The 15,908-nt window shown below is 69.8% G+C and carries 14 protein-coding genes; 8 read left to right on the forward strand and 6 right to left on the reverse strand.

Annotated elements, in window-relative coordinates:
- Positions 1–20: 20 nt before the first annotated feature.
- From BM066_RS01570 to thrC, 3 genes are read left to right on the forward strand one after another with little or no spacing between them, the layout of a single operon-like run.
- A complete protein-coding gene (locus BM066_RS01570; RefSeq protein ID WP_018061148.1) occupies positions 21–383 on the forward strand; it encodes a DUF983 domain-containing protein in 363 nt (120 codons plus the stop codon).
- Positions 376–1,080: an SURF1 family protein gene (locus BM066_RS01575; protein ID WP_089923808.1), complete on the forward strand. Its 705-nt coding sequence runs from the start codon at positions 376–378 to the stop codon at positions 1,078–1,080. Before BM066_RS01570 ends, BM066_RS01575 begins: the two co-directional genes overlap by 8 nt.
- Positions 1,080–2,477, forward strand: coding sequence for a threonine synthase (thrC, locus tag BM066_RS01580; protein WP_089923811.1), 1,398 nt, complete (start codon positions 1,080–1,082; stop codon positions 2,475–2,477). Before BM066_RS01575 ends, thrC begins: the two co-directional genes overlap by 1 nt.
- Positions 2,478–2,481: 4 nt before the next feature.
- On the opposite strand, the gene BM066_RS01585 is transcribed toward thrC, so the two are convergent.
- Positions 2,482–3,093, reverse strand: a complete 612-nt coding sequence (locus BM066_RS01585; protein ID WP_089923814.1) for an SseB family protein — start codon at positions 3,091–3,093, stop codon at positions 2,482–2,484.
- 110 nt (positions 3,094–3,203) lie between these two features.
- Between BM066_RS01585 and BM066_RS01590 the strand changes: the two genes are divergently transcribed.
- Both BM066_RS01590 and BM066_RS01595 read left to right on the forward strand, forming a co-directional pair.
- Positions 3,204–4,469 (forward strand): M16 family metallopeptidase, encoded by a 1,266-nt coding sequence (locus BM066_RS01590; protein ID WP_089923818.1) that lies wholly within the window; start codon positions 3,204–3,206, stop codon positions 4,467–4,469.
- 206 nt (positions 4,470–4,675) lie between these two features.
- The gene (locus BM066_RS01595; RefSeq protein ID WP_255367442.1) at positions 4,676–6,721 is read left to right on the forward strand and encodes a glycoside hydrolase family 43 protein; all 2,046 of its coding nucleotides are present in this window, start codon (positions 4,676–4,678) and stop codon (positions 6,719–6,721) included.
- Positions 6,722–6,743: 22 nt separating this feature from the next.
- Here the strand turns inward: BM066_RS01595 and BM066_RS01600 are convergent, their stop codons facing one another.
- Positions 6,744–7,979: a serine hydrolase domain-containing protein gene (locus BM066_RS01600; RefSeq protein WP_255367443.1), complete on the reverse strand. Its 1,236-nt coding sequence runs from the start codon at positions 7,977–7,979 to the stop codon at positions 6,744–6,746.
- A 305-nt stretch (positions 7,980–8,284) separates the two neighbouring features.
- Between BM066_RS01600 and BM066_RS01605 the strand changes: the two genes are divergently transcribed.
- Both BM066_RS01605 and BM066_RS01610 read left to right on the forward strand, forming a co-directional pair.
- Complete coding sequence (locus BM066_RS01605; protein WP_089923825.1) at positions 8,285–8,863, forward strand: GNAT family N-acetyltransferase; 579 nt, start codon at positions 8,285–8,287, stop codon at positions 8,861–8,863.
- Between the two features lie 43 nt (positions 8,864–8,906).
- Positions 8,907–10,574 (forward strand): putative bifunctional diguanylate cyclase/phosphodiesterase, encoded by a 1,668-nt coding sequence (locus tag BM066_RS01610; RefSeq protein ID WP_089923828.1) that lies wholly within the window; start codon positions 8,907–8,909, stop codon positions 10,572–10,574.
- On the opposite strand, the gene BM066_RS01615 is transcribed toward BM066_RS01610, so the two are convergent.
- The 3 genes from BM066_RS01615 to BM066_RS01625 form a co-directional block, all read right to left on the reverse strand.
- On the reverse strand, positions 10,535–11,245 hold the full coding sequence (locus BM066_RS01615) for a lysozyme inhibitor LprI family protein (protein WP_143093628.1): 711 nt from the start codon (positions 11,243–11,245) through the stop codon (positions 10,535–10,537). The genes BM066_RS01610 and BM066_RS01615 overlap by 40 nt on opposite strands.
- A gap of 253 nt (positions 11,246–11,498) precedes the next feature.
- On the reverse strand, positions 11,499–12,386 hold the full coding sequence (locus BM066_RS01620; RefSeq protein WP_089923834.1) for a slipin family protein: 888 nt from the start codon (positions 12,384–12,386) through the stop codon (positions 11,499–11,501).
- A 354-nt stretch (positions 12,387–12,740) separates the two neighbouring features.
- Positions 12,741–13,328 (reverse strand): YqgE/AlgH family protein, encoded by a 588-nt coding sequence (locus BM066_RS01625; protein ID WP_089923837.1) that lies wholly within the window; start codon positions 13,326–13,328, stop codon positions 12,741–12,743.
- 135 nt (positions 13,329–13,463) lie between these two features.
- On the opposite strand from BM066_RS01625, the gene BM066_RS01630 reads away from it, so the two are divergent.
- Positions 13,464–13,946: a peroxiredoxin gene (locus BM066_RS01630; protein WP_089923840.1), complete on the forward strand. Its 483-nt coding sequence runs from the start codon at positions 13,464–13,466 to the stop codon at positions 13,944–13,946.
- A 117-nt stretch (positions 13,947–14,063) separates the two neighbouring features.
- Here BM066_RS01630 and BM066_RS01635 read toward each other — a convergent pair whose 3' ends face one another.
- Entirely contained in the window at positions 14,064–15,809 is a 1,746-nt protein-coding gene (locus tag BM066_RS01635) for an acyl-CoA dehydrogenase (protein ID WP_089923842.1), read from the reverse strand.
- Between the last annotated feature and the right edge of the window lie 99 nt (positions 15,810–15,908).

Consider the following 15,908-nt stretch of genomic DNA (forward strand, 5'->3'; position numbering starts at 1 on the left):
TTTCATTTCGAGATCCGCCCATGGCCCAAGTGAACCCCTATCTCGCCGGCGCGACCGGCCGTTGCCCGCACTGCGGCGAGGGGATGCTGTTCGACGGGTTCCTGAAGGTCAGCCGGACCTGCGAGGCCTGCGGCTTCGACCTGGGCGCCCACGAGACCGGCGACGGCGGGGCCACCTTCGTGATCCTGATCGCCGGCTTCCTGTGCGCCTTCGGGGCGCTGTTCACGATGTTCGCCTTCGCCTGGCCGGCCTGGCTGTTGCTGGTGGTCTGGCTGCCCCTGACCCTGGTGGCGTGCCTGGGCCTGATGCGGCCGGCCAAGGGCCTGATGGTGGCCGCCCACATCGCCAACAACGCCTCCGAGGCCGGCCGCCACGATGTCTGACGTTTCCGCCGCCAAGGACCGCCGCTTCCCCGTCGGCCTGACGATCGCCACCCTGGTCGCCTTCGCCATCCTGTGCGGCCTGGGCGTCTGGCAGGTGAAGCGCCTGGCCTGGAAGCAGGACCTGCTGGCCCGGATCGAGGCGCTGAAGACCGCGCCGGCCCAGCCGCTGGCGCCTGTGCTCGCGCGAGTCCGGCGCGGCGAGGACGTGTCCTGGGTCCGGGTGACGACCGACTGCGCCGCGCCGGATCCGACAAGGCGCCGCATCGACTCCCTGCCGCTGATATACGGCGTGCGTGACGGCGACATTGTCTGGCGCGCCGGCGCGATCTGCTGGCTGCCGCGGGCTTCCTTCGACGTCATCCGATTGGATCTTGGCGTGGTCGATGCGCTGAAGGGACAGACAGCGCCCAGGAACCGGCAATTCGCCGCTCCGTCCCACGTGACCGGTGTCTTGGTCCTGCACGATCAGCTCGGCGGTTGGAGGGCAAATGGGGAGACGGTCCTGACGCGCGTGGGCCTGTCGCCCTACATCCTGATGGTCGAGTCCGCGACCCCGGTTCCGCCCGGCGTGACCCCCGCGCCGCTGCCGGCAGAAATTTCCAATCGGCACCTGGAATACGCTCTGACGTGGTTCGGTCTTGCCGTGACCCTGCTGTTTATCTATGCCGCCATGCTCTGGCGGAAGATGAGATCCTGATGCGCTACGTCTCCACGCGGGGTGAGTCCCCGTCGATCGGTTTCCTCGATGCGGTCCTGGCCGGCCTGGCCCCGGACGGCGGCCTCTACGTGCCCGAGCGCTGGCCGACCTTCACGCCCGAAGAGATCGCCGCCTTCGCCGGCCAGCCCTACGCCAAGGTGGCCGCCGCCGTGGTCGGCAAGTTCGTCGGCGACGACATCCCGGCCGACGACCTGGCCCTGATGTGCGAGGAGGCCTATGCGACCTTCGCCCACGCCGCCGTCGTCCCCCTGAAGCAACTGGCCCCCGGCCGTCACCTGCTGGAGCTGTTCCACGGCCCGACCCTGGCCTTCAAGGACGTTGCGATGCAGCTGCTGGGGCGGCTCTACGACTACGTGCTGTCGCGCCAGTCGCGGACCATGACCATCATCTGCGCCACCTCGGGCGACACCGGCGGCGCGGCCGTCGAGGCGTTCCGCGGCCGTTCCAACGCCCGCATCGTCGCGCTGTTCCCCGAAGGCCGGATCAGCGAGGTCCAACGCCGGTTCATGACCACGGCGACCGACAAGAACGTCGCCTGCGTCTCGATCCAGGGCTCGTTCGACGACTGCCAGGCCATCGTCAAGCAGGCCTTCCAGGACGACCAGTTCCGCCACGCGGTCGACCTGTCGGGCGTCAACTCGATCAACTGGGCGCGGATCGCCGCCCAGAGCGTCTACTTCTTCACCGCCGCCGTCGCCCTGGGCGCCCCGGCCCGCAAGGTCGCCTTCGTGGTGCCGACCGGCAATTTCGGCGACGCCTACGCGGCCTATGTCGCCACCCGCATGGGTCTGCCGGTCGCCCGGATCGTGGCCGCCACCAACAGCAACGACATCCTGGCCCGGGCCTTCGAGGAAGGCCGTTACGCGCGCGGCGCCGTGGCCGCCACCCAGAGCCCGGCCATGGACATCCAGGTGGCCTCCAACTTCGAGCGCCTCTATTTCGAGGCCGTCGGCCGCGACGGGATCGAGACCGGCCGCGCCTTCCGCGCCTTCGCCGGCACGGGCGTGCTGGACATCCCGCCCAGCGCCCACGGCAAGATGCGCGAGCTGTTCCAGGGCGCGTCGGTCAGCGAGGCCGACACCGCCAAGACCATCCTGTCGACCCTGAACGAGACCGGCGAGGTCATCGATCCGCACACCGCCGTCGGCGTCGCGGCCGCCGCCAACCTGCGCCTGGCTGATCCGGCGACCCCGGTCGTGGTGCTGTCCACCGCCCACCCGGCCAAGTTCCCCGAAGCGGTGTCGGTCGCCGCCGGCGTCGTCCCGGCCACGCCGCGCGCCACGCCGGACCTGTCGAAGAAGCCCGAGAAGTTCGACCGCCTGCCGGCCGACGCCGAAACGGTGAAGGCGTTCGTGCGGGTGTTCGCGGGGAGCTAGGTCCCTATGGAACGGGTGGGGTGCGCGCCAGCATGCTCGTGACTTGCTTCGCCTCGATGTAGACGGGCGGCCGCAAGCCGTAGTTCAGGGCCACTTGATGGTTCCGCCCTGTCGCTAGCGCCGTTCGGCCGGGCATGGACAGCCAGTACCACCGTGTGTCGTTGTGCATGGCCTGATGCAGTCGAGCGCGGCTGGTGTAGAGCACCATGGCGTAGGGCTGTCCCGGATCCACCGGCAGCGTCGAGAACGTTATCTTGGTAGGGTCCGCCTTGAACGCGGCGAGCCCTTCCTTGTTGGTCAGTACATAGACCTTGGACCTCAGCAGCACCGTCTCGAAGGCTTGCGTGTGTTCCCGCGATGGATCCTTCGCCATGGCGACCATGGCCTCCTCGAGAGGATTGGTGGGCGTGATGAACGGCTGTTCGGTCAGGATGATCGCGTTGTAGGCCAGACCATATCGGCGACTTTCGGTGGTGCTCATCGCTTCGGGCGGCTTCATGCGATAGTCGCCTCGGGCGATGGCTGCTCGCGCATCCCGGCGAGCGACGCCTTCGGGGCGGGAGCAGGCGGAGACGAGGCCGGCCAGGGCTATCATCACTAGAAACCGACCGCGCATTCACGCTCCCTCGCCACGGAATTGAAGCTAGCCGGGCCCGACCGCCGGTTCCAGCCAAGGTCGACGAAAAGTTGACCCCTCGCGTCGCCCCGCGTATCGCCGGAGGCTTCATGACAAACACCACCCTCCACACCCTCGAAAACGGCGTCCGCGTCGTCCATGACCCGATGCCGGGCCTGGAGACCATCGCGCTCTCCGTCGTCGCCGGGCGCGGCGCGGCCTATGAGGATCCGGCCCGGTCGGGCTGGTCGCACCTGCTGGAGCACATGGTGTTCAAGGGCGCGGGTCCGCGCAGCTCGCGCGACATCGTCGAGGTGATCGAGGCCCAGGGCGGCCAGATCAACGCCGCCACCGGCTACGAGCGCACCAGCTTCCAGGTCCGCGCCCTGAAGGGCGGGCTGGACCTGGGCCTGTCGGTCCTGTCCGATCTCGTCCTGCGGCCCACCCTCGACGAGGGGGATCTGGCCCGCGAGAAGCAGGTGGTGGCCCAGGAGATCGCCGAGGCCGCCGACGCCCCCGACGACTACGTGTTCGACCTGGTCCAGGCCGCCGCCTGGGGCGACCACCCGCTGGCCCGGCCGATCCTGGGCACGGTCGACAGCGTCAACGCCGCCACCGTCGAGGGGCTGTCGCACTGGCGCGGCCAGCTCTACGCCGCCGACCGGCTGATCGTCAGCGCCAGCGGCGCGGTCGAGCTGGACGAGGTGCTGGACCTGGCCCGCCGCGAGTTCGGGTCGATGCCGGCCGCCCCCGGGGCTTCGGCCTCCGACCCGGCCGGCTTCATCGGCGGCCGCAAGAGCCAGGCCCGCAAGCTGGAGCAGGCTCACCTGGTGTTCATGCTGCCGGCCGTCGGCGCCCGCGAGGACGACTATTTCGCCCTGCGGATCTTCGCCGAGGCCCTGGGCGGCGGGATGTCGTCGCGGCTGTTCCAGGAAGCCCGCGAGAAGCGGGGGCTGGCCTACAACATCGACGCCTATGCCGACACCTACGCCGACGCCGGGGCCCTGGGGGTCTATGCCGGCTGCGCGGCCGGCGACGCGGCCGAGACCGCCAAGGTCTGCGCCGAGCAGATCTTGCTGCTGGCCGCCCGGATCGAGGACGCCGAGCTGGCCCGCGCCAAGGCCCAGCTGAAGGCCCACATGTTCATGGCCCGCGAGCAGCCCCTGTCGCGCGCCGAGCAGGCGGCCGGCCAGGCCCTGATGTTCGACCGCCTCTACACCCCCGCCGAGCTGGCCCAGGCCGTCGACGCCGTGACCGTCGACGACCTGCAGCGCCTGGGCCGCGCGATCCTCGACCCCGCCAAGGCCGCCAGCGCCATCCTCGGCGCCAAGGCGGCGCTGAAGGCCGGCGAGGTGTTTGAGAAGGCGCTGGTGTAGGCGGCGGGCGACGCGCTGAAAACGGCTTTCGAGCCATCTCCGCGGTCGGGTCGCTAGCGGCTGGCCTATCGATCAATTGTCTGACAAGAATGAGGCACGCGTCCTGTAAACGCCGCCTCGGGTGCGGTGGCAGGGCGCAAAAAGGGGGAAGCGTCATGCGGCATGGATCGAAATCGCTCGGAACTGTTCTGTCCGGGCTGGCCGCCTTGACGCTGATCCTATGCGCGCCGCCCGCGTCCGCGCTGACTCCGGATGGTCCGGCGCCGAGCGCGTCCAAGGGCCTGTCCACCGCGACCTGGACGCCGGACAACGGCGACGGAACCTTCACCAATCCTTTGTTTTATGATGAGTTTTCGGATCCTGACCTGATCCGCGTCGGCGACTGGTTCTATCTGACCGGCACCACCATGCACACGATGCCGGGCCTGCCGATCCTGCGTTCGAAGGACCTGGTCAACTGGGAATTCGTCGCCTACGCCCTGGACAAGCTCGACCTCGGCCCGGCCTACCGGTTGGAGGACGGGCAGAATATCTATGGTCAGGGTATTTGGGCGCCGTCCTTCCGTCACCATGACGGCAAGTTTTACATCTTCTCGAACGTCAACCGTCAGATGACCCAGATGTTCACGGCCACCGATCCGAAGGGACCGTGGACGCGCACGCCGATGAAGCGCAGCTTTCATGACCTGTCCGTCCTGTTCGACGACGACGGCAAGGCCTATGTCGTCTGGGGTCACCAGGGGATGCACCTGGCCCAGCTGACGGACGATCTGACCGACATCGTCCCGGGCACCGAGCGCGTCCTGTTCGCCGACGACGCCGGGATGGGCGAGGGCGCGCACTTCTACAAGATCGACGGCAAGTACTACATCATCAGCGCCGAATATGCCGGCGGCTTTCGCATGCCGGCGGCGCGGGCGGACCATGTGCTGGGCCCCTACGAGGTCAATCGAGCGATCAGCCTGCACGAGGACTTCGGCATGGCGTCGAGCAAGCGCACCGGTTCGCCCAAGCCGCCGTTCACGTTCTGGGGACCCGACCCCGCCGCCAAACATAGCCTGGCGCTGCACCAGGGCGGCGTCATCCAGACGCCCGCCGGCGAATGGTGGGGCTTTTCCATGATGGATTTCAATTCCGTCGGTCGCCTGCTCAGCCTGTCTCCGATCACCTGGAAGGACGGCTGGCCCTATTTCGGACTGCCGGGCAACCTGACGCGCACGCCGCGGACCTGGGTGAAGCCGAAGACCGCCACGCCGCAGGCCGTGCGCACGCCCTTCCGGCGCAGCGATGATTTCTCGGCGCCGAAGCTCCAGCCCCTATGGCAGTGGAACCATGTCCCGGTCGACGACAAGTGGTCGTTGTCGGAGCGGCCGGGTTTCCTGCGGCTTCACGCGCTGCCGGCGACCACGTTCTACGACGCGCGCAACACCCTGACGCAGCGGGCGATCGGGCCGATGTCGACGCCGACCGTCCTGCTCGACGCGTCGAATCTGAAGCCGGGCGACACGGCCGGCCTGGGCCTGCTCAATCTGCCCTATGCGACCTTGGGCGTCGAAAAGCGCGCCGACGGGCTCGACCTCGTCCTTTATGACCAGCGCTCCGACAAGACGGTGCGGGTGAAGATGGCTGGGACGCGCGTCTGGCTGCGGGCCGACTGCGATTTTCTCACCGAACGGGCGCGCTTCAGTTATTCGTTCGACGGCGTCGCCTTCACCCCGATCGGCGGCGAGGTCGAGCTGTTCTACCAGACCTTCACCTTCCAGGGGGTTCGCTACGGATTGTTCAGCTACAACACTACCGGCGCCGAGGGCGGTTTCGCCGATTTCGATAGTATCGACGTCCATCAGCCGCACACCCACGGCCTGATGCGGCCCATTCCCTATGGCCGATCGATCCGGTTGACGTCGTTTCACGCGACGACCGGACTGGCGGCCGGCGGTGGGCAAAGCCTGGCTTCGGGCGTTCCGACGCGGTTCGAGATCGTCGACCGCCGGCTGGGCCGCGTCGCCCTGCGGTCGGGCGGACGCTATGTCACGGTCGGCGCGGAGGGAGCGGTGACGCTCGTGGCCGGCCGGTCCGGCACGGCGCAAGACTTCCAGTGGATTGAAACGCCGACGGGCGAGCTGGTGCTGATGTCATTGGCCACCAACCGCTTCCTGCGCATCGATCCGAAGACCGGGGACATTCGGGCCGACAGTCCCGGCCCCATGCCGGACAACAGCGACGGCGCGCGCTTCATCTGGTCGGAATAAGGGGACGGCCGCACGCCCGAACTCAGGGCGCCAGCGCCGCTCCACGGTCGCCGTCCTTCAGCTGCAGCCAGTCGGTGAACGGCAGGTGGTAGTAGAGGTCGAAGACCTCGGCCTGCAGCTTGAAGGGCAGGCTGGCCTCGCTGTTCCACAGCATCACCACGCCGGTCTTGGTGGCCGGGTCGAACATCATGGTCGAACGATAGCCGTCCACCGCCCCGCTGTGGCCGACCAGGCGGTGGCCCTTGTAGCCGAAGCTGCGCATGCCCAGGCCGTAGCCCGGGCGCTCCAGCGACCGGCCCAGGGGCGAGTTGCCATAGGGACGTCCGGTGTTGACGCGCGGACGCTGGATGTCCGCCAGCAGCGGGGCCGGCAGGACGGCGGGCGCCTGGCCCATCTGGGCCTGCATCCATCGCGCCAGGTCGACGATGTTGGAATTGACCCCGGCCGCGGCGGGGATCCGGTAATAGGCGTCGACCAGCGGCAGGGCGCGGCCGCCGCGGGATGGGCGCGCCCAATGCTTGGCGTCGCGCAGGCCGTCGACGCCGATCGTGGCGCTGGCCATGCCCAGGGGCAGGAACAGCCGCTGGCGGACCTGGTCCACGTACGAACGGTGCGTGGCGGTCTCCACCACCTCGCGGATCGTGTCGTAGGCGACGTTCTGGTAGGTGTGGCAGGTCGCCGGCGGGCACTGGGGGGGCACGGTCGCCAGGCTCTGGCGGATCATCTTCGGATCGCGACCGCCCTCCAGCCAGCCGTCATAGGCGTTGCGGGGCAGGCCCGTGCGCTGGGACAGCAGCTGCGCGACCGTCAGGCTGTTCTGGGCGTCGCCGGGCAGGCGCAGGCTGGTGCCGAACTTGCCCAGCGGGTCGTCCAGCGAGAACGCTCCGTCCCGCGCCAGGCGGGCGCCCAGCGTGCCGGCCACCGTCTTGGACAGCGACGCCCAGCGGAAGACCGTGCCGGCCTCGATCTTCTCGCCGTCCCGCGGCGAGGTGAGGCCGTAGCCCCGTACGAACGACAGGCGGCCGTTCTCGACCACGGCGATCGCCAGGCCTTCCATCGACCGGTCGGCCATCATCGCCTGGATGCGGGCGTCCAGGGCGCGATAGTCGATCTGGCCCCGCCAGTCCTTCGGCGCGAGCGGCAAGACGGGCGGCAAGGTGATGGACGTCGCCGGGGCGGCGGCGATCTCGCTGGTCTTCGCCGGCCGCCCATGATGGCGCGCCGCCCAGCCGAGCGCGCCCAGGCCCGCCGCCAGCACGAGCGCCGCCGCGATCCGCCAGCCCCGCCGGGGACGGCGGGCGAAGGTGTTGTGCCGGGTCCTGTAGAACTTGGTCAGTCGCCTGTTCCGCCGAAAACCGTCGCGCTGACGACACGACGTCGGCGGGAGGCCGGCGTCGCGCGGCGTCGAATCCGCGTCGCTCGAGTCAGGAACGCCGTGTCGTACGCTTTTGCGGCGGCGGCAAGGCGCCTCGGCCCGGCGTCGCCCTCGAAAGGCGGGGCGCGCCCCTATTGCCTCGAACGCCCTGACGCTCGAAGGTGCGCGCCTGAACGAGAACCTTCCGCTTGACCGCTTTCCTCCGCCTCTTCCAGACCGATCCCGGTCCGCGCCTCGAAGGCCAGACGGTGTTCCTGCGCCTGCCGCGCCTGCACGACTACAAGCCGTGGGCCGAGCTGCGCGCCCAGTCGGCCGCCTTCCTCCAGCCCTGGGAGCCGACCTGGCCCGAGGACGATCTGACCCGCCAGGCGTTCCGCGCCCGGCTCAACGCCTACGCCCGCGAGTTGGAGGTTGGGGAGGCGTTTCCGTTCTTCATGTTCCGCCGCGACAATGGGACGCTGATCGGCGGGGTGCGGCTGTTCCATATCCGCCGCGGCGTCGCCCAGAGCGGGGTGATGGGCTACTGGATCGGCCAGCCCCATGCCGGTCAAGGCTATATGAAGGACGGAGTCCGGGCGGCGATCGACTTCGCGTTCGGCGAACTGGGCCTACATCGGCTGGAGGCCGCCTGCATGCCGGAAAACGAACCTTCGGCCGCCGTCCTGCTGAAATCGGGCTTCCGGGAAGAGGGATACGCCCCCGCTTATCTGAAAATTAACGGCGAGTGGCGAGATCATCGTCTGTTCGGGATGGTCGCGCCGGGTTAGCGCGCTCGCTCGGGCGTTGTGCCTTTGGGCGCGGGATCAAGGCATGTCGTTCAAGATCAGTCAGCGACGCGTATGGGACGCCACGGCCACGCTCGAGGCCCTGGGCGCCGCCGAGGTCGCGCTGTGGCTCTGGGAGCCCGAGGCCGATCGCCTGCGCATCAACGGGGCTTCGCGCGCTTTGGGACTGGGGCCGCTGGCCCCCGATTGCTCCTCCGCCGCCTTCCGCGCCCTGACCCTGCCCCAGGATCGCGCCCAGGCCGAGGACGTCCTCAAGGTCCGCCCGCCGGGCAGCGAGATCGTCGCCCGCCTGCGCATGCGCGGCGGCGAGATCTGCATCTGGCGCGGGACATGGCTGGAGGACGGGGTGCGCGCCGCCGGCGTCATCGCCCCCGAGGTCAAGTTCGCCGCCTCCGAACGTGACACCCTGACCGGCCTGCTGGATCGCAAGAGCTTCATCGCCCGGGCCCGCGAGCGGCTGGCCAAGAGCGGCGTGCACGAGCTGGTCGTCGCCGACGTCGACCGCCTGCGCCGCCTGAACGAGGCCCTGGGCCACGAGCGCGCCGACCTGGTGCTGGCCGCCCTGGGCTCGCGCCTGGCCGCCGCCTTCCCGTCCGAGGCCCTGCTGGGCCGGATCGGGGAGGACGAGTTCGCGGTGCTGTGCGACCCGGCCGGCTTCGAGCCCGCCGAGCTGCTGCGCAAGGCCCTGGAGCGGCCCTTGCGGGTGGCCGGCTTCGATATCCATCCGACCCTGTCGATCGGCGCGGTCTCGGCCGAGGGCGGCGAGGACGCGCCCGAGGCGGCCGAACTGCTGCGCCGCGCCGAACTGGCCGTCGAGGCCGCCGCCGCCAACGGCCGCGGAAGCGCCGCCGCCTACGGCCGCTCGATGGAGACCGACGGCCTGTCGCGCCTGGCCCTGGAGGCCGATCTGCGCGGCGCCATCGGCCGCGGCGAGATCACCCCCTTCTTCCAGCCCGTGGTGCGGCTGTCGACCGGCGCCCTGTCGGGCTTCGAAGCGCTGGCCCGCTGGATCCATCCTCGCCGCGGCATGCTGCCGCCCGACGAGTTCCTCCCGCTGGTGGAGGAGATGGGCCTGATGAGCGAGCTGGGCGAGCACATGATGCGCACCTCGGCCCGCCAGCTGGCCGCCTGGCGCCGCTCGCACCCGGCCGTCGGCGCCCTGACCGTCAGCGTCAACCTGTCGACCGGCGAGATCGACCGCCCCGGCCTGGTCCACGACGTGCGCCAGGTGCTGCAGGAGCACGCCCTGCCGCGCGGGGCCCTGAAGCTGGAAGTCACCGAAAGCGACATCATGCGCGATCCCGAGCGGGCCGCCGTGATCCTGGCGACCCTGCGCGAGGCCGGCGCCGGCCTGGCCCTGGACGACTTCGGCACCGGCTTCTCGTCGCTGTCGTATCTGACCCGCCTGCCGTTCGACACGCTGAAGATCGACCGCTATTTCGTGCGGACCATGGGCAGCAACGCCGGCTCGGCCAAGATCGTCCGCTCGGTGGTCAAGCTGGGCCAGGACCTGGACTTGGAAGTCGTCGCCGAGGGCGTCGAGAACGCCGAGATGGCCCGCGCCCTGCAGGCCCTGGGCTGCGACTACGGCCAGGGCTTCGGCTACGCCCCGGCCCTGTCGCCGCAGGAGGCCGAGGTCTATCTGAACGAGGCCTATGTCGACGGCGCCGCGCCGGTGAAGGCGCGCGGCTGATCGTCCAGGGTCTCCTCCGGTGACGGAGGGGCCTGGACCGCATCGTCGCGATGGCTCAGCGCCGCCGCCGCCGCCCGCAGGCGGCGCGTCCGGTCCTGGTAGGCCGCCAGCAGATCCTCGGGCGAGGACCGCGCCGCTTCCTCGCGGGTCAGCATCCAGCGCGCCTGCGACCGTCCCAGGACGGCTTGCGACGCGCCGGCCGCCAGCACCGCCTCGTAGGCCTCCGAGGCCTGCTGGTCGGCGGCGGCCAGCACCGGATCGACGCAGACCATCTGGGTGGCCAGGCCCGGCGCCTCGCGGCAGGCGGCGGCCTGCTCGGCCGCCGTCTTCGGATCGGCCAGCGGCGTGGCGGCCACCGGCGCGGTGAGGGCGGTGGGCAGCACGGCCCAGGTCTCGGGCCGGGCGGCGACGGGGACCGGCGGGGCCACGACGATCTTCAGGCGCGGGGCGGCCGTCGCCGGCGGATCCGGTTCGAAGCGCTCGGGCGGGGCGACGGACGGGACGGGAACCGCGGCGTCGCGCACGCCGCTGAGCATCAGCTGCATACCGAACAGCCCCAGCAGGACGGCGATCGACAGGCCGAGCACCGGCGCTGGACGCCGTGCCGGCGGCGCACGGCGCCGCTGGGCCCAGTGTTCTTCGGGGGGAGATATCACGCGCAGGGAGGTCATCGTGCACGACCCAAGGCCGTGTGCCCGCGCGATGCGAACAGCCGACCTAATCCCAGCCCCTCAATGAAAGGCCCGTATTTCGAGGAAGGCAAGGACTGTCTTGAGGGTTCGAGAGGATAAGCGCGCCGGCGGTCGCGCGGAGGCCGGCCAGCCGGCGCAAGGCGCGGAAAATGGCGGCGGATCTTCCGAAAAAATCATGTAAAGCCAAAGATATAGATCAAGTCGCGCGACCCCCGCGTCGCGCGACTTGCCGCTAGTGGCTGGCGGCCGGAATCTGCTCGGCCGCCGGAGCGCGGACCAGGCCGGCGGCGCCGCCCAGCTGCATCGTATCCAGCGCCGTGCTGGGCACGATGACGAAGGTCGCGTTCTGCTTCAGCCCTTCGTAGAGCATGTTCATCGCCCGCAGGTGCAGGGCGGTGGGGTTGGCCGTGTAGGTGCGGGACGCGTCCTCGAAGCTCTTGGCCACCTGGCGCTCGGAATCGCCCAGGATGATCCGGGCCTGGCGTTCGCGCTCGGCCTGGGCCTGCATCGACATCGCGTTCTCCAGGGCCTCGGGGATCAGGACGTCCTTGAGCTCGACCGAGATGACCTTGACGCCCCAGGGCTCGGTGCGCTCGTCGATGATCCGGCGCAGTTCCTGGCCGATCCGCTCGCGGCCTTCCAGCATGTCGGCCAGGACGGTCTTGCCGATGACGTCGCGCAGGGCGGTCTGGGAGGCCCAGGCGATGGCGCTGCGGTAGTCCTCGACGTCCAGCGCCGCCCGCTGGGGCTCGACCACCCGCCAGAACAGCGCCGCGTCCACGTCCACGGGCACGGTGTCCTTGGTCAGGGTCTTTTCGGCCTTGAAGGTGGAGGTGATCACCCGGACGTCGATCCAGTAGGGAATGACGTCGATGACCGGGATGATCCAGAACAGGCCCGGGCCGTTGAGGGCGCGAAAGCGTCCCAGGCGCAGGACGACCGCCCGTTCCCACTGGCTGGCGATCTTGATCGCCGCACCGAGGATGGCGCCCGCCACGACGAACAGGGCCAGCAGCGCGCCCGACGCCAGGGGGTCGGCGCGCATTGGCCAAGCCGCCGCGACGCCCGCGGCGGCGAAGAGGAAGAAGAGGGTGAAGGGGATGGCGCTGGGCTGGCGCATGGGCCTGCTCCCAAACTGGATGCGGAGGCCCCGACGCGGCGCGCCGCGACTTGCATCAGAGGGTGAAACGTCCACCCAAGGCGAAGGTTGCGGCGTGTGGGGAGACGGTCTCCGCGCGGGAGCAGGGCCATCACATCTGACCAAATACGACTGTCACCCCGGCCTCGGGACGCGTAAGCGGCCCGCCCAACGGCGGGTGGCGCGCAGCGCGAAGATCCGGGACCGACGCGTGAACTCGGCGCTTGAGGCGATCCCGGATCGGCGCCCGGCTTTCGCCGGGCTTGTCCGGGATGACAGCTTTTTCTCAGAGAACCCCCATGCGACAGCCCCATGCGGAGTTCCGTCGCCTGGCGTCTAGGCCCGTCCCGCCTGGGCCGACAGGTGGTCGGCGGTGACGCCGATCTTGGCCAGGGCCAGGGTCCACTTGTTTTCGTGGTCGTCGCCGAACAGCAGGGCCTCGTCGGCGTCGCAGATCAGCCAGACATTGTCGCGCAGTTCCTGCTCCAGCTGGCCGGGGCCCCAGCCCGAATAGCCCAGGGCCAGGATGGCGTGGCGCGGCCGGCGGATCTTGCTGCCCAGGGCGTCCAGGGCGTCGCGGGTCACGGTCAGGGCCAGGCCGTCGGCCACCGGCACCGTGGAGTCGGGCGAGACATAGTCGTCGGTGTGCAGCACGAAGCCGCGCTCGCGCTCGACCGGGCCGCCCAGCATCACCAGGTCGCCGTCGGCCTCGATCTCGGGCGCGATGCCCAGGTTATTGAGCAGTTCGAACAGGGTCAGGCCCTCGACCGGGCGGTTGACCGCCAGGCCCATGGCCTGCTCGGCGTCGTGGGCGCAGACATAGAGCACGGCGCGTTCGAAACGCGGATCCTCGATGCCGGGCATGGCCACCAGCATCTGTCCGGCGAGGAAGCCGTTCGGGTCCTTGGCTCCGTGCGAGTCCATGACTAGAGGATCGGGGCGGAACGCGTCAGTTTCAAGTCTAACCTTTCCTTGGCGATCCGCTTCGGCGCCTTTATCTCCTTTGCGCGCTCTCAACGCGCGTTTTCTCTTTCCCGGGCAACCCATAGGATACCGCACATGGCGATCAAGGTTGGCGACACGCTTCCTTCGGCGACTTTCATGACCAGCACGGCCGAGGGCCCGGCCCCGGTCACGACCGACGATCTGTTCAAGGGCAAGACCGTGGCCCTGTTCGCGGTGCCCGGCGCCTTCACCCCGACCTGCTCGGCCAAGCACCTGCCGGGCTTCAAGGAGAAGGCCGCCGAGCTGAAGGCCAAGGGCGTCGACACCATCGCCTGCGTCTCGGTCAACGACCTGTTCGTGATGAAGGCCTGGGGCGCCGATCAGGGCGTCACCGACGAGGTCCTGCTGCTGGCCGACGGCAACGGCGAGTTCACCCGGGCCGTCGGCCTGGAGTTCGACGGCAGCAAGTTCGGCATGGGCCTGCGCTCGCAGCGCTACTCCCTGATCGCCAAGGACGGGGTGGTCCAGACCCTGAACGTCGAAGAGGGCGGGGAATTCAAGGTCTCGTCGGCGGACTACATGCTGGGCCAGCTTTAGGAATCGACGGCTTCCAAATGGAAAAGGCGGTGGAGCGATCCACCGCCTTTTTCTTTTCACCCTGCACTTGCCCCCTAAGGGGGCGGACAGACCGCGAAGCGGTCAGGTGGGGACAAGTCAGTGTGCGCCAAGCGCTTCGGGGGTGATGGATTCCAGATCCCCCCCGCCCATCGTCACCGCCGCCACCTGCCCCGGCACGGTCGCCAGCACGGTCTCGCCATAGACCCGCGCCAGGGCCAGGCGCAGGCCATGCGGCTCGGCCAGAGCGCCCTTGGCCAGCATCCAGCCGCCGACGGTGTCGCCCAGCAGCTTCAGATAGGCCGTGGCGCCGGACAGGGCGTCGGGCATGGCCCGAGCCCGGCGCTCGATCAGCCAGGCCGTGGCCGCGCCGATCGCGTCCAGGGCCGCCTTGAAGCGCAGGGCCGCGCCGCCCAGCTCGCCGCCGGCCGCCTCCAGGGCTTCCTGGGTGTCGCGCATGTCGTCCATCAGGTCGGCGATCGCCTGGCCTTCCGACAGGCCCAGCTTGCGGCCGACCAGGTCGATGGCCTGGATGCCGTTGGCGCCCTCGTAGATCGGGGCGATGCGGGCGTCGCGATAGTGCTGGGCCGCGCCGGTCTCCTCGATGAAGCCCATGCCGCCGTGCACCTGCACCCCTTGCGAGGCGACCTCGACGCCGATGTCGGTGGACCAGGCCTTGGCGATCGGGGTCAGCAGCTCCTCGCGCAGCTTGGCGGTCTTGCGCTCGTCCTCGGTCGCGGCGTGGGTCGACAGGTCGGCGGCCACGGCGGTCGACAGGCAGATCCCGCGGGCGGCCTCGATCTTGGCCTTCATCAGCACCAGGGTCTTGCGGATGTCGGGATGGTCATAGAGGCGCGAGGGCTGGGCGCCCGTCCAGGCCGAGCGGCCCTGGGTCCGCTCCAGCGAGAAGTCCAGCGCCTGCTGGTAGGCCCGTTCGGCGATGGCTACGCCCTGGGCCCCGACTTGGAGACGGGCGGCGTTCATCATCGTGAACATGTGGGCCAGGCCCGAGCCCAGCTGGCCGACCAGTTCGGCCCGGGCGCCCTCGTACAGCATCACGCAGGTGGGCGAGCCGTGGATGCCCAGCTTGTGCTCCAGCCCGCCGACCCGCAGGGCGTTGGCCGCGCCCAGGCCGCCGGCCTCGTCGACCAGGACCTTGGGGGCCAGGAACAGCGAAATGCCCTTCACCCCGGGCGGGGCGTCGGGCGTGCGGGCCAGCACCAGGTGCAGGATGTTGTCGGCGGCGTCATGGTCGCCCCAGGTGATGAAGATCTTCTGGCCCGACAGGGTGTAGCCGCCGTTCCCGTCCGGCGTGGCCATCGTCGTCAGGGCGCCCAGGTCCGAGCCGGCCTGGGGCTCGGTCAGGTTCATGGTGCCGGTCCATTCGCCCGACACCAGGCGGGGCAGGTACAGCGCCTTCTGGCGGTCCGAGCCATGGTGGGCCAGGGCCTCGATGGCCCCCAGGCTCAGCATCGGGCACAGGCCGAAGGCCATGTTGGCGGCCTGGACCATTTCCAGCACCGCCACCTCCAGGGTCTTGGGCAGGCCCTGGCCGCCGTGTTCGGGCGCGGCCGCCAGGCTGGTCCAGCCGTCCTGCGCGAACTGGCGGTAGGCGTCGGCGAAGCCGGGCGCGGACCGGACCACGCCGTTCTCCAGCTTGGCGCCGACCAGGTCGCCGGTCCGGTTCAGCGGGGCCAGCACCTCACTGGCGAACGCGCCGGCGGCTTCGAGCACCGCGCTCACCGTATCGGCGTCCGCCTCCGGAAAGGCGGCGGCCAGGCGGTCGAACCCGGCCACGTGCTTCAGGGCGAAGGCGAGGTCGCGGACGGGCGCGCGATAGGTCATGGGACGGGTCCGATCTGGCGAGCTCAAGTAAACTTCGTTTAGATGCTGCGAGGCCCCCTGCAAAGTCGATCGGATCACGGCTTCGTGAAGGGCGGTCCC

This window comes from Caulobacter sp. UNC279MFTsu5.1, from assembly GCF_900114015.1.
GTDB lineage: Bacteria > Pseudomonadota > Alphaproteobacteria > Caulobacterales > Caulobacteraceae > Caulobacter.

What these genes read in the sequence shown, in the direction of transcription:
- BM066_RS01590 (WP_089923818.1), top strand. Translation starts at nt 3,204, where the DNA reads ATGACAAACACCACCCTCCACACCCTCGAAAACGGCGTCCGCGTCGTC.
- BM066_RS01635 (WP_089923842.1), bottom strand. Translation starts at nt 15,809, where the DNA reads ATGACCTATCGCGCGCCCGTCCGCGACCTCGCCTTCGCCCTGAAGCAC.
- BM066_RS01615 (WP_143093628.1), bottom strand. Translation starts at nt 11,245, where the DNA reads ATGACCTCCCTGCGCGTGATATCTCCCCCCGAAGAACACTGGGCCCAG.
- thrC (WP_089923811.1), top strand. Translation starts at nt 1,080, where the DNA reads ATGCGCTACGTCTCCACGCGGGGTGAGTCCCCGTCGATCGGTTTCCTC.
- BM066_RS01575 (WP_089923808.1), top strand. Translation starts at nt 376, where the DNA reads ATGTCTGACGTTTCCGCCGCCAAGGACCGCCGCTTCCCCGTCGGCCTG.
- BM066_RS01585 (WP_089923814.1), bottom strand. Translation starts at nt 3,093, where the DNA reads ATGCGCGGTCGGTTTCTAGTGATGATAGCCCTGGCCGGCCTCGTCTCC.
- BM066_RS01620 (WP_089923834.1), bottom strand. Translation starts at nt 12,386, where the DNA reads ATGCGCCAGCCCAGCGCCATCCCCTTCACCCTCTTCTTCCTCTTCGCC.
- BM066_RS01625 (WP_089923837.1), bottom strand. Translation starts at nt 13,328, where the DNA reads ATGGACTCGCACGGAGCCAAGGACCCGAACGGCTTCCTCGCCGGACAG.
- BM066_RS01570 (WP_018061148.1), top strand. Translation starts at nt 21, where the DNA reads ATGGCCCAAGTGAACCCCTATCTCGCCGGCGCGACCGGCCGTTGCCCG.
- BM066_RS01630 (WP_089923840.1), top strand. Translation starts at nt 13,464, where the DNA reads ATGGCGATCAAGGTTGGCGACACGCTTCCTTCGGCGACTTTCATGACC.
- BM066_RS01610 (WP_089923828.1), top strand. Translation starts at nt 8,907, where the DNA reads ATGTCGTTCAAGATCAGTCAGCGACGCGTATGGGACGCCACGGCCACG.